Source organism: Nocardia sp. NPDC006982, assembly GCF_042869435.1.
GTDB lineage: Bacteria > Actinomycetota > Actinomycetes > Mycobacteriales > Mycobacteriaceae > Nocardia.
In genome coordinates, this window is the sequence record NZ_JBIAFV010000004.1 from 327784 (window position 1) to 340425 (window position 12642).

General features: G+C 65.3%; 12 protein-coding genes and 3 pseudogenes. 7 read left to right on the plus strand and 8 right to left on the minus strand.

The genetic code is table 11. The annotated features are described in order from the left end of the window. The first annotated feature begins 40 nt into the window (after positions 1-40). Complete coding sequence (locus ACFYOW_RS18535) at positions 41-670, plus strand: hemerythrin domain-containing protein (protein ID WP_387289359.1); 630 nt, start codon at positions 41-43, stop codon at positions 668-670. A gap of 57 nt (positions 671-727) precedes the next feature. Here the strand turns inward: ACFYOW_RS18535 and ACFYOW_RS18540 are convergent. Then, positions 728-1066, minus strand: a pseudogene (locus ACFYOW_RS18540) (transglycosylase family protein); the annotation flags it as partial. Between the two features lie 436 nt (positions 1067-1502). Here ACFYOW_RS18540 and ACFYOW_RS18545 point away from each other — a divergent pair. Next, positions 1503-1709: a hypothetical protein gene (locus tag ACFYOW_RS18545; RefSeq protein WP_387289362.1), complete on the plus strand. Its 207-nt coding sequence runs from the start codon at positions 1503-1505 to the stop codon at positions 1707-1709. Between the two features lie 124 nt (positions 1710-1833). On the opposite strand, the gene ACFYOW_RS18550 is transcribed toward ACFYOW_RS18545, so the two are convergent. From ACFYOW_RS18550 to ACFYOW_RS18560, 3 genes are all read right to left on the minus strand, one after another. After that, positions 1834-3561 carry an ABC transporter ATP-binding protein gene (locus ACFYOW_RS18550; RefSeq protein ID WP_387289364.1) on the minus strand — a complete coding sequence of 576 codons (1728 nt, stop codon included), beginning with the start codon at positions 3559-3561 and terminating at the stop codon, positions 1834-1836. Positions 3562-3738: 177 nt separating this feature from the next. Beyond that, positions 3739-4047, minus strand: a complete 309-nt coding sequence (locus tag ACFYOW_RS18555; RefSeq protein WP_387289366.1) for a hypothetical protein — start codon at positions 4045-4047, stop codon at positions 3739-3741. 349 nt (positions 4048-4396) lie between these two features. Next, a complete protein-coding gene (locus ACFYOW_RS18560) occupies positions 4397-4993 on the minus strand; it encodes a TetR/AcrR family transcriptional regulator (protein WP_387289368.1) in 597 nt (198 codons plus the stop codon). Positions 4994-5056: 63 nt separating this feature from the next. Between ACFYOW_RS18560 and ACFYOW_RS18565 the strand changes: the two genes are divergently transcribed. Then, positions 5057-5806: a nuclear transport factor 2 family protein gene (locus ACFYOW_RS18565; protein WP_387289370.1), complete on the plus strand. Its 750-nt coding sequence runs from the start codon at positions 5057-5059 to the stop codon at positions 5804-5806. A gap of 298 nt (positions 5807-6104) precedes the next feature. Here ACFYOW_RS18565 and ACFYOW_RS18570 read toward each other — a convergent pair. After that, positions 6105-6359 (minus strand): annotated as a pseudogene (locus ACFYOW_RS18570) (hypothetical protein); the annotation flags it as partial. 382 nt (positions 6360-6741) lie between these two features. Between ACFYOW_RS18570 and ACFYOW_RS18575 the strand changes: the two are divergent. Together ACFYOW_RS18575 and ACFYOW_RS18580 are read left to right on the plus strand one after the other, a co-directional pair. Further along, a pseudogene (locus ACFYOW_RS18575) lies at positions 6742-7489 on the plus strand (class I SAM-dependent methyltransferase). An 80-nt stretch (positions 7490-7569) separates the two neighbouring features. After that, positions 7570-8631, plus strand: coding sequence for a DMT family transporter (locus ACFYOW_RS18580; protein ID WP_387289373.1), 1062 nt, complete (start codon positions 7570-7572; stop codon positions 8629-8631). Here ACFYOW_RS18580 and ACFYOW_RS18585 read toward each other — a convergent pair. The 3 genes from ACFYOW_RS18585 to ACFYOW_RS18595 all read right to left on the minus strand — a co-directional run bounded on the left by ACFYOW_RS18585 (position 8612) and on the right by ACFYOW_RS18595 (position 11439). Next, a complete protein-coding gene (locus ACFYOW_RS18585; RefSeq protein WP_387289375.1) occupies positions 8612-10135 on the minus strand; it encodes a glycosyltransferase in 1524 nt (507 codons plus the stop codon). The two genes, ACFYOW_RS18580 and ACFYOW_RS18585, sit on opposite strands and share 20 nt — an antisense overlap. Further along, positions 10135-10860: a DUF2334 domain-containing protein gene (locus ACFYOW_RS18590; protein ID WP_387289377.1), complete on the minus strand. Its 726-nt coding sequence runs from the start codon at positions 10858-10860 to the stop codon at positions 10135-10137. Before ACFYOW_RS18590 ends, ACFYOW_RS18585 begins: the two co-directional genes overlap by 1 nt. A gap of 132 nt (positions 10861-10992) precedes the next feature. Further along, positions 10993-11439, minus strand: coding sequence for a hypothetical protein (locus ACFYOW_RS18595; protein WP_387289379.1), 447 nt, complete (start codon positions 11437-11439; stop codon positions 10993-10995). A 227-nt stretch (positions 11440-11666) separates the two neighbouring features. Here ACFYOW_RS18595 and ACFYOW_RS18600 point away from each other — a divergent pair, with 227 nt between their 5' ends. Together ACFYOW_RS18600 and ACFYOW_RS18605 are read left to right on the plus strand one after the other, a co-directional pair. After that, positions 11667-12101: a VOC family protein gene (locus ACFYOW_RS18600; protein WP_387289381.1), complete on the plus strand. Its 435-nt coding sequence runs from the start codon at positions 11667-11669 to the stop codon at positions 12099-12101. Positions 12102-12153: 52 nt separating this feature from the next. Then, positions 12154-12600 carry a nitroreductase family deazaflavin-dependent oxidoreductase gene (locus tag ACFYOW_RS18605; RefSeq protein ID WP_387289383.1) on the plus strand — a complete coding sequence of 149 codons (447 nt, stop codon included), beginning with the start codon at positions 12154-12156 and terminating at the stop codon, positions 12598-12600. The last annotated feature ends 42 nt before the right edge of the window (positions 12601-12642 follow it).

A 12642-nucleotide genomic window follows, 5' to 3' on the forward strand; every position in this document is an offset into this window, starting at 1 on the left:
TGTCAAGTTCACGGGCGAGACGAGCAGCGGGCGCACGTCGGTGCGTCGGCCGCCGGGCGCCTCGGAGGTGCGTTATCGTCGGCTTCCCAAGGGAGGAATCGTGGACATTACCCAACTGATCCTTGATGACCACCATGAGCAGCGGCGGCTGTTCGCAATCCTGGAGCAGATCGATCGCGCGGAGACCGAGGTGCTTTCCGCGATCTGGGACAGGCTGGCCGCCTTCCTCGAGCTGCACGCGCAGGCCGAGGAGGAGATCTTCTATCCCGCGTTGCTGCAGGTGGGTATCGCGGCCCGGCGCGCCGGCGGGGTCGAAGACGAGACACTCGACGCTATCCACGACCACAACCAGATCAGGGACGCGATCGCCGAAGTGGCGCACCATCAGGTCGGCACCGATGGCTGGTACGCGGCCGTCGCGGCCGCGAACACGGCCAACAGCGATCACATGGCAGAGGAAGAACGCGAGGGCCTCACCGACTTTCGCCGCCTGGCCGGGCTGCCGCGCCGCCATCAGCTGGCCGTCGCGTTCGCCGCATACGAGGCGCGCAACTACGCAGGCGTCCAGCCCGTGGACAAGGATCCCGTCAGCTATGTCCGCGAAGCAGAGAAGAAGGTGCGGACCGCTACGAGCGGATCGCTGAGTGTCGGCACCCTGAAGCCGAACTGACCCGGAACACCGGCCGCGAGCTCGGTCTTACCCGCTGGACGGCTCAGTGTCTCACCGGAGGCCGAGCGCTGCCGAGCATCCTGCCCAGGGACCCCAGCCCTGAGCGGCGAGTACCTGCTCGGCGACGGCGATCTGCTGCTCACGGGTGGCTTTGTCGGCAGTCTGCGCATACGCGGCACCGCCGTATGCAGCCCATGTGCCCTGCGAGAATTGCAGGCCGCCCTGAAACCCGTTGCCCGTGTTGATACTCCAATTACCGCCCGATTCACACGCGGCGAGGCTGTCCCATTCCTGATCGGTAGCGGCGGAAGCGTGGCCGACATATGCCATACCGGCTCCGCCGATGATCGCGCTGGTGGCGACGATCTTCTTGAGTGGGGTGCCCAGAGAGCTCATATCGCAGTTCCTTTCGAGTCAGCAAACCTATACAGGTGTCCAAGCATGAAAGGTGATCACTGGATCTTTTGGGGCCGTTCGAGTGTGTGCTGGGCACGGTGAGTTGTAGTGACAGTCCTCGATATCGTGTCCACATCGAAATACAGACCGATGCGTGAACCTATTAGCAGCCGCCGGTCGGTCGAAAAGCTGCGACCGACCGACCGAATGAATGATGGTGTGCCCGTGCGGTAATGCCGATGTCGGGTCATAGGCGATAAATCCCTCCAGTGACAACAGGTTGAACAACAATTTCACGAAATTATCGGAAACTCACTACAGGCCATGAAATCCATTCAGCCGCAACAGGTTGAGACAAAAAATCTAAAATTGACGGGGTGTGACGATTGCCTACGGCCCAATCGTCAATTCTCACCGATCGCATTCGAAAGTGTTCATGACCAACTCCAATTGCCCGACGGCGCTCGGCGCGCTCGTGGGGGCGCCGCTCGGCGCGCGTCTGGTTCGCCGCTGGTCGCTACGCCCTGTCACCGTGCCCGCGCTGACCGTGGCGGCGCTGACCATGGGCGGGTGCGGGTTCCGTTGGACCAGGCCGGTGCCGGGTCGGCCGTCACCGACACCGTGCGACAGACCTGCAGCGTGATCGGGATCGCGATAGGCGGAACGATCATGTCGATCGCGTACCGGCGCGCCATCGAACCCTCGCTGGGTGATGTATCCGGGCCGCTCGACGGGCTCACAGCAATACCGCCAAGGGCCGCGCACGATCAATGGGCGACCACGTCCTCGCCGAGGAATCCGCCCGACTGGTACCGCCACAGCTGCGCGTATGTTCCTTGCGCAGCGAGCAACTCCTCGTGTGTCCCCTCCTCGACGATGCGCCCGTGGTCGAGCACTACCAGCCGGTCCATTCCGGCCACAGTGCTCAGCCGGTGCGCTACGACCAGCGCCGTACGCCCCTGCATCAACTCCCAAAGTGCTTGCTGCACAAGCAATTCGCTTTCCGAGTCGAGGGCGCTGGTGGCCTCGTCCAGGAGCAGGATGGGCGCGTCCCGGATGATGGCCCGAGCCAGCGCGACCCGCTGACGCTGGCCGCCGGACAGTTTCACGCCGCGCTCGCCGATGAGCGTTTCCATACCCTGCGGCAGCGCGTCCGCGAACTCGGTGACGTGCGCGGCCTTGGCGGCCCGCAGGATCTCCTCGTCCGTGGCGCTCGGGCGTGCGAACCGGATGTTCTCGCTCAGGGTCCGGTGAAACATGGCCGGATCCTGTGGCACGTAGGCGATCAGACTGCGCAGATCCGCCTGCCGCAGCCCGGCTATGTCCTGCCCGCCGATGCGTATCGTGCCGGATTGGATATCCATCAACCGCAGCAGTAGTTGTGTGATGGTGGTCTTGCCACCACCGGATCGTCCGACCAGACCTACTTTGGTGCCGCTCGGCACGTGCAGATCCAATTCATGGAATAGCTGCCGCGCACCGCCATACGTGAAGTTCACACTCTCGAACCGCACGTCGAAGCCCTTGGGCTGCAGTAGTTCCGGATGTTCGGTATCGAGCACCTTCGGTTCGTCCAGCAGCAGTTCGGTGAACTGCGCCGCCTCGGTGAGCACGGTCTCCAACCGCCGGTAGATCTGATTGAACCGGAACATGATCCCGGTGGCATTGAAGTAATAAGTGAATGCCACCACAATGGCCTCCACCCCCGCATTCCCGCCGCTGAGACCCAACGCGATCAGGAGGCCGATCACATTGGTGAGCGCCACCAGAGGCGCCACCAGCGTATCTATTCGCAGGTTCGCATAATCCCAGGAGCGCAACGACTTTCGCCGCGATGCGGCCACCCGCCGCTGATGCTCGGCCGCCTCCTGTGGTTCGGCAGCGAAGGCACGCACCACCTGCATATTGGCCAGGCTGTCGGCCAGATGCCCGGAGACCAGCGCAATGGCGGCCTCCCGGTCGTCCACCAGCTTCTGGCGGCGCTGGATCAAGGGCAGGATGACCAGCACGGTCACCACGATCATCCCCATCAGCACGGCCACCAGCACGGGGTTGTAGCGCCACAACACAACCGAGGCGAACAGCAGCGGCACCAGCGCCGCCAGAATCTCGAAGGCGAGAGTGTCCACGAACTGCTCGAACCGAGCCGCGAAGCTGAGCGAGCGCTTCGTCAGCGAACCTGCGAAGTTGTTGTGGAAGAACGCCGCGTCCTTGGCGAGCAGCTCGTCCATGGCAAACACATACAGGTGCTCGATTCCGTAGGCGTCGACTCGGTTCAAGCAGTGAATCCCGATGCGCCACAGCAGTTCCGCGAGCAACAGGGTGCCGCCGAAGGCGAGGGTATACGAAGCCAGAGCCCCGAAACTCGCATCCCCGGTCACCGCGACCCGGCCGACCATCATGGCGACGATCAGCGGAGCGATGTACAGATTGCAGATATTGCCGAGCGCCGGCCCGAGCAGCGCCGGAATCGTTGTAGCCTTGCGCGAGGCCATTTCCCGACCATAAAAACGCAGCACCAGCTTTACCGCCGTCGCGCGTGAACTCATGCTCCCCCCGTCTCGAATCGAACGAGCGACACAGGTAGGCAATGATCCCGCGTCCAGGCGGATTACGGCCAGCGAATATTCGCCGACCGCGAGCCAGTTCCGCTCTCCGACACGTGTGCTGCGCTACCGCAACCGCCGCCGCTGCGAAACGCTGTCACAGCGAATCCGCACCCCACCCGCCGAGTCCGGCCGGCCCAACACCGAATCGACCGCGCCCCACCACTGGCATCGTAGCCGAAACTGCCCCGCCGACGACGGCATCCGATGACTTTGGCTGAGCGACATGTCTTTCGCTGGGTTTCGAATCCATCCGGACTTCGACGCCAACTGCTTGCGAAGATAGGCGGGTTTGTCGCCGGTGGTAGCGGTCTCCGGGTGGTCGGGTCCGAGGATGCGCAGCCGGTCGGCGAGCAATTCCTCGAAATCGATCATCGCCCTTCCGATATCTACCCGTTTGCCACATAGGTAGATGAGATTGTGGCGAGTGACGAGGGTATCGGGGTGGTCGGGCCCCTGGAGTCGAAGATGGTCGGCTGATCATGGAGGGCGGCACGGCGAACTCACGCACGCGCGGCCAGAAGGAATCATCCGCATTCGTCTTCACAGTGAGCATCAGCACTCACCTTGGACGAAACGGGACCCCCAATCTGCGATCAGAAGGAATCATCATCGCGCCGGTCATAAGGCGTGTCGTCGAACCTCGCCGAACACGGGCTGGGGAACAGGCTCGCGACGACAAAACAATGGAAGCCGAACGTCCCCGATGTTCGGGGCGCCCGTGTCAGGTCGCGTCGGGCAGGGTTACGCCCGTCAATCGTTCGGCGACCGAGGCAACGTGTGCCACGAAGGCATCACGATCGTCGCCGAGATTGCCCTCGGTCCACTCGATGAAGAGCGAAATGATCGCACCCGACAGGCCGGAGTAGCGCATCCGGACCCGCGGATCACCAGGGTCGCCCGAGACGATCCCGCCCAGGAGAAGCGGGCCGAATGCCGGGGCGAGGGCCCGCACGTGCACCCGCAGGCGCTGATCGGCAATCGGCTCGATCAGCAGGATCCGGCAGATTCGCGGATCGCGTTCCATCAGCTGGGCCGCGGCATCGATGATTCCGGCCAGGTTGCCAGTGCGGAGTGCGGGTTGCACTGCCTCTTCCAATCGGGACAGCGCGGCGCCATATACGGCGTAGAGCAGGGCGTCCGTGTCGACGAAGCTCTCGTAGAAGAACTTCTGGCTCAATTCCGCCTCGCGGCACACCGCCCGCATGCCCAGGGCGGCCACTCCCTGGGTTCCGACCACCGTCATTCCGGCGTCGATCAGGCGAGAACGGCGGCCGGCGGTGCGATCCTCCGCAGATCTGCCGCCATAGCTCCTTGACACGAAACCACGATAACAGTGAGGATTACATCCGGAAGCAGTTGGTTCCCGATTTCAGGAGAGTCGATGTTCAACGAGGACAAGTTTCAGGAAGCGCTAGCCCAGCCGCGGTTGGCCCAACCCATCCCGCGGATCCTGACCAATCGCGCCGAGCCGGTGCGGGTCCTCGACGAGTCCGAATTGTGCGCCATGACCTCGGCGTGGTTCGACGAATACGAGGAGAAGATCGCCTTCTACCGCGAACACGGCCTCGACATCGCTTGGACACTCGACTGGGCCAAGAAGTACTGGTGGAGCTGGCAGGCCCGGGACATGAGTTACAACCACGAGCTCTACGCCGAGGATCTCCGCTACAAGGACGTCACCACCCTGGGCGCCACGATGGTAGGTCTCGACGAATTCGTGAACTACAACTTCGCCTTCTTCGACGCCATCCCCGACTGGCGATACGACCCGATCCCCGGCCAGTCCTACGTCGATGTCGCACCCGACGGCACCGTGCGAATGGTGGTCAGATACTTCGGTTCCGGTCACCTCGTCGGCCCACTGAGGCTGCATCCATACGACGACAAGGCGATCTCGATCCCCGGCAACGGCGCGTTCGTGCAGTGCACCGCCGTCGATCGCTACACCTTCAACACCGACAATGTTATGGCCGAGGGAGAGACCCTCTACGACCTCATCGACGCGGTCCAGCTCGCCGGACTGCTGCCCGGGCCGTCGAGCAAGTCCTTCCGCCGGCTGATGCGAGGCGCAGCCGTGGCGACACGTGCGTCGGCGGCGTTCCGCCGGCTCGCCGGCCGTCGAGCGGACTGACTTGCGCACCACGCCGACCGAGACCATCCCATAATCGGCTATGAGCGAGCGTTCCGGCGAGATTGCCTGCCGCTCAATGGTTGTGGCTCGCCCGAACAGTCGGAATGGACTCGTACGGATGTTTTTCGCGCGGGCGCGGGGCGCGGGCCCGAAGCTGCCCGCATTGGCGGGTACACAAGGTTGTGTTCAGGATTTTCTAGGTCGAGTCCGCGATATTACTTCCGGCACACCGGAATCGGCGAACGGGAATTCATCGTGACAGATGACATGGTCGTCGCGCGCAAAGTCTCACCGGCCCTCAGGCGGAGCGTGATTCCGAGACACGCGCGGAGTGAGGTTCGGCCCGGTTCGAAGGTTCACTGGCGGGTACCAAACGCCTCGCCACACCGGGACTCCGAGAGCGAGAGGGTTCACCGGAAGTTCCTCGGCCAGTGAGACGTCCACCGTGATGCCGCGCACCGGGGGTAACTCCGCGTCGTCTGGCCTCGAGTGCCAGGTGATTGGTGCGCCAGGTTCGGTGCCCAGTCCAACCTTGGAAGTCGGCAGCCAGTCCGTCGAGGAACGGGCATCAACTGTGCCGGTGGGGAACGGCGCACGGTAGGCGAATCAACACGAGGTCGAATCCGATCGCGCGACCGGTGCGACGTCCGGGCACCGTGAGGACACGGAAAGTCCACATCGGCAATCCGGCGCGTATCACGATCCGCTTCCACACGTTGGACACCCTTACACCCCACCATGCTCGATACGGCTTGGCCATGAATCGAGCGTCGCCTGTCCGTCATCGAAGGCAAGGAACCTCACGGCCCTGATCCGAGCCGACCCAACCCACAGTCACGACGGTCGGTGGCGTCCGCCGCCGAATTGGGGAACCATTGGTCTCATCTCTAGCACGACCCTTCAGGTGTGGCCCGTCCGCAATCGAAGGAGGAGTCATGGGCAGGGAACGGAACCACAAAGGTCAGCCAGACTTCGAGGCGCTGTACCGTGACGCGTTGCCGGAGCAGGATTCTCCGGAGTTGATCCCCTGGGACATCGGGGGCCCACAGCCGGTGGTGCAGCAGTTGGTGGCCTACGGCGCTGTGCGGGGTGAGGTGCTCGACCCCGGGACATCACGCGATCTACTACGCATCCAAGGGCTACTCGGCCACCGGGATCGACGCGTCGCCGGCGGCGATCGAGCGGGCCGAGCGCAACGCGGAGCGCGCCGGGGTGAGGGTGGACTTCGAGGTGGCCGACGCCACCAGACTCGAGGGCCTGGAGGATCGGTTCGACACCGTCGTCGACAGCGCGTTCTACCACGTGTTCCTCGACGACGAACAAATCCAGACCCAGTACGCGCAGGCCCTGCACCGGGCCACCAAACCGGGGGCGCGACTGTTCATGTTCGAATTCGGCCGCCACAACGTCAATGGCCTTCAGCCCAAAGGTTTGCCGGCGGAGAATTTCGACCGGGTGCTTCCCGCGGCCGGGTGGCGCATCGACCACCTGGGAACCACCACTTACCAAGCCACCTTCAGCCCAGAGACGTTCACCCATCTCACCAAGGAGATGAGCGGCGACTCCGGATGGGCCGAGCGGATGAAGCCGATGCAAGAACAACTCCAGATCATCGCGCCGTTGCTGAAAAACAACCGGGTGCACCTGCCCGTATGGGCCGTGACCGCCACCCGCCTCGACTAGCTTCTGTGTCGAAGTGATGAGAGCGTAGCCGTCACCCCGGGGACAACCGTGGTTCATACGGGGTGTCCAGGATGGGCGGTGTGGCGGGAGCGAACGGACACAGCCTGGCGGGCAGTATCGCCTGTGCGGTGGTGGCTGCGGTGCTGTTCGCCGTCGCTGCGGCATTGCAGCAGGACACCGTACGGCAGGCGGCGACCGCGGAGCCGAGCGGCGTGCGCTTACTGGCGGTGGGTCCGCTTGCGCGCCGGATGCTGACCAGCCGGCGCTGGCTCGTCGGCCAGGGCGCGAGCGTCGCAGGGTTCGGATGCCATGCGGTGGCGCTGCGGCTGGGTGCGTTGCCGATGGTGCAGGCATTGCTGGTGGTGCAACTGTTGTTTGCGTTGCCGCTGGCCGCGCGACAGCGGAAGCGCCGACTGCTGCGCCGGGATTGGGTGGGCGCCGCCATCGTGTGCACCGGGCTGGTCCTGCTGATCGCTCAGGGCGTCCCGCACGGAGTGCCGCGACCGGAGACGCTGCCGCGGGCGGGCATGGTGGTGGTGATAGCGGTGGTCGTGTTGTTTCTGCTGTCGCGGGCGACCCGGCCGACGCAGCTGCGCGCCTCGCTGACCGCCGTGGCGGCAGGCTTCTGCGTCACCAGCACCGCGGTGCTGGTGTCCGTCGGCACGTCGGAGCCGCATCGGTACGGTTGGACACTGCTCGGCGTTCCGGTGACCACCATCATCGGCGGCGTCCTCATCCAGGAGGCATTCGCGCACGGCTCCCTGCCGACCGCGCTGACCACTGTGACCATCACCGATCCGGTGCTCAGCTACGTCGCCGACCTCACCCTCTTCGCCGCGGTCACCGAACCGCACCCGCTCCCCCTGGCGGGTGCCGCCGCCCTGATCCTCGGAGGCGTTGCACTGCTCGCGAATTCACCCACCCTCCACGACGAACGTGACAGCGACATTCACGACCACCGTGACAGCACCATTCCCGGCCGAAACGACGGCGACATCCACAACACACCAGATGGTGACCTTCGCGGTGGACGCGCTGGCGATGCCGAAGACGGGCATGGCGGCGACGTTCGCGGACAACGTGACGGCGGCATCCGGGACCGACGCGATGGCGATACCTTGGCTATCGACCAGGTGTCGTGAAATCCGTTCTGGGTGCTTGGATTCGTTTCTCGCGGGGACCGGTGGAGATCGCACCGGGTTTGAGGTCGGCGTAGAGCGCGAGCATGCCGGAGACGGTGATCGACCAGGAAAAACGTTCGGCGCTGCGGCGGGCGGCCTGGCGGCGCCGATCGGCGGGATGGGTGAGCAGGGTGCGCACACCGGCGGCGAGACCGGCGGGAGTGCCGTCGCAGTCGACGCCGGAACCCGCGGGACCGAGCAGTTCGCGGGCGGCACCGTCGCGCGGGACCACCACCGGCGTGCCGCATGCGAGCGCCTCGAGCACGGCTAGGCCGAATGTCTCTGCGGGGGAAGGGCACAGGGCGATGTCGGCGTGGGCGAGTGTGGCCGCCACCAGGTTTCGGTCCGCGACATAGCCGAGGAAGGTCACCGGCAGGTCGGCCGACCGGCGCTGCAGGCAATCCCGCAGCGGTCCGTCGCCGATCACGGTCAACCTGACCCGAATACCGCTGTCACACAACAGCCGGACCGCATCGATCGCCCGGTCGGGACACTTCTCGCGGGACAGCCTGCTCACCATCACGAGCTGGACCGTGCTGTTCGGATAGTGCTGAGCCGAGTGGAACTGCCAGTGCGGCAGTGCATTCGGGCCGGAATTCCACGGTGCGGACCGGCCGAGGTGTAGTGCGCTCGCGGCAGGGTCTGCCGGAGAGTGACCGCTGGGGTCCACCGGGGTTCGCCCGGAGCGATTCGGAAGATGGTTCTCGCCGAGGCCCGATGCCGTGTTCGACGCGCGTGACGGACGCACTATGCGCGGCAACCATCGTGTGCGCTCCGAGCGGTGGCAGGCGGAATGCGTTGTGCTGCTGCCCTTTAGCGGCAGCGCCGACGGCTGGACCACCGACGTGGAACGCGAGACCGTGGCGATCGTCGTCGTGTGCCCTCGCCCGCCCACCGCCCCGACCACGCCGGGATCGATCGGGCGGAACGTGTGCAGATCCACCCCGAGCGGGATCCGGCGCACATTCGCGGCGCCGATGCGGGTGAACTCCGCAGCCGCGAAACCCGAGGTGACGACGATATGCTCGGCGCGTGCGGCCAGCTGGCGGTTGGCCAGATCCGCGGCCCTGACGAGTGGAAACCCAGGTGGTACCCGGGTGCGCAGGATGGCGTCGATGCGTTCGTGTGAGAACAGCACCACTGGTATGCCGTTACGGCGGGCCCACGGTGCGAGCCAGCGCATGCTCAGTTTGTCGCTGCATTCGAGCACATCGGGGCCCACGCTCTCCAGTATCGGGAGGGTACGCGCGGAGGTAAGGAAATGGTAGCCCGCCGCACCGAATCGGCGGCCGCGCACCGTGATCCGGCGCCCGGATGAGGTGAGTACGTCGGCGTCGGACAGGCCCGGCACCACCAGAACTCGATCGTGTCCCGCAGCGAGATAACCGCGGCCGATCTCATCGACGCAAGTGCGCAAACCTCCGGACGCCGGGGTGTAGAAGTTGGCGACCTGCACAATCCGCATCAGCCGATCACCTCCGCATAGGTGGCCGGGCGCGCACCTGCGCAGAGCGCGGCATCGATTCCCCGCAGCGCGGCGTCGCGGAGCCCGGGGTAGTGCAGATCGTCGGGATGCAGGGCGATTCGGACCAGGCCGTCGCGCTTCGCGGCACGTCCGGCCAGCCGAGGTAATAGCCCGGCCGCGGTGCGTTCACCCCATCCGCCGGGGCGCTGCGACAGCGCGAACCCGCGCACCCGAAGGCCGGTCCGCAGATCCCGCACGCCGAAATGATCGGTGGTGTGCGAGAAGCCCGCCCGACGCAGCACCCAGTCCGAGGCCGGCGAGGACAGCCAGCCCGGCGGGGTGAAACCCGTTGTGGTCAGGCCCATCTCATTCATGACCGTGATGGCCTGCCGGAGCCGGGCGTCGGCCGCGGCGACGTCGAGCGCGGCGAATTCAGCGGCGCCGCGTGCCACCATCCGGGCGACCGCGCGGCGGACGAACGAACCCTCCTTCGGGGCCCGGTGTTCCCAGCCGTGCAGCATGATCTCGTCGCCGTGAGCGCGGCGCTCGCGCAGGAACTTCCCGTAGTCGGGCGCGTCGGCCAGGCTCGCACCCCGCCATGGACCCGGGATCACCAGGATCGACACTGGGATGCCGAAGGCGTCGGCGTCGGCGCACCAGCGCGCGGTTTCCTGCTCGGATGCCGGAGCAACATCATGGACACTCACCACCAGTCGTGCAGGCACGGGCGCAGGTTAGCAACGAACAGTTGCGGCCAACTGAACAGCAGGGATGCGTTGCCAGGCGAATCGGGACCTGTAGCTCGGAACCGTGACGACCAGCTACGGCACACAGACGCACGGTCCTGGAGTGCGACGCTATGCGACCTTCGTGTACGTCAGGTCGAAGTCCGTCGTCCAGGTCCTTCGGTCCTCGGCTAGCTCCCAGCGACCCAGGATCGTCGCACCGTCGTCGGAAAACCTGCCGGTAAATCGCTGTGCGAAGGGCTCCCCGTCGCGCTGCAAGGTCCAGATGCCGTCGGTCAGGGTCATCTCGTAGATTCGCTGAACGTCCCTGTCGTCAGTGTAGAGCTGGTAGTAGGTGTCGTTCATTCCATCGCAACCGATGACTGCGACACCGTCGGGAGCCTCGGGCAGGTCGATATGCCAGCGCTGAACCAACAGCGGTGTGCCCGTGAGCCATTCGAAGGTGACCCGGCCCGCGCCCGGCCACGGCGGCCCGCCAGGAGGTCCGGCCTGCATCGTCCATTCCCCGGCGAAGACCTCCAGGCGCCTGCGTGCCGATTCGTTGCTGGACGGGTTCATAACGCTCTCCTCTCGGGTGGATCACTGATATCGACGCCGCGAGATGCTCGATCTCATCGGTGATCCACGCGGCAGATGAAAGGAGTTGGGGGACGAGCGCGAACGCTCGGGCATGCGGGCCACGGGCTATGACGGCCATCACAGATGTCATTGTGTCGAGAACATTGCGCCAGCTCCGTCCCAGGGGCACGAGCGGCCACTACGGGCCGCGTAACACAGGAGGAACGATGATCTACCGGATGGATCACGTCGGCGTCGTGGTCGAAGATCTCGCGGCCGCTATCGCGTTCTTCGTCGAATTGGGCCTGGAACTGGAGGGCGAGACAGCAGTCGAGGGTGAATGGGTGGATCAGCTCGTCGGGCTGGACGGCGTCAGAGCCGATATCGCCGTCGTGCGGACCCCGGACGGCCACGGCCGGGTCGAGCTGTCGACGTTCCATACGCCGGTGGCCACCAGCAGTGCGCCGAAGGCGCCGATAAACACCCCGGGCATCCCTCGCCTCACTTTCGTCGTCGACGCCGTCGGCGACACCCTCGACCATCTGCGCGCCCACGGCGCCGAACTCGTAGGCGAGGTGGCGCGGTACGGGGACATGTACCAGTACTGCTACCTTCGCGGCCCCGACGGCATCATCATCGGGCTGGTCGAGGAGCTCAACTGAAGTAGACAGCACGTTCCGTACCAGACTTCCGTTCCAGAAAGGACCATCCGTCATGGCTGTCGCCGATGACCTCGACCACGCCACCGACTCGCAGTGGGACTGGGTCGCTGAGCAGACTCGTACGTATCTGGCCTCGAGTGGCACCGAGGGACACGAGTCGAACGGCGTCTACACGCTCGTGCTCGCCACGACCGGACGCAGGACCGGCATTCCGCGCCGCACGTGCCTGATCTACGGCACTGCGGGCGAGGACTTCGTCGTCGTCGCCTCCAAGGCTGGTGCCGACGAGAATCCGGCGTGGTTCAAGAACCTCGAAGCGGACCCGAGCGTCGGGGTGCAGGTCGGCGGCCGTCGGTTCACCGCTCGCGCCCGGGTCGCGTCCCAGGCCGAACGTGAGCCCCTCTGGCTCCAGATGGCGCGAATCTTCCCGCTGTACGACGAGTACGCGCAGAAGACCGACCGCGAAATCCCGATCGTCCTGCTCACTCCGCAGGACTGACCCTGGCGCCAGTTCAGGGTGTAGGCGGTCACGGCCGCAAGC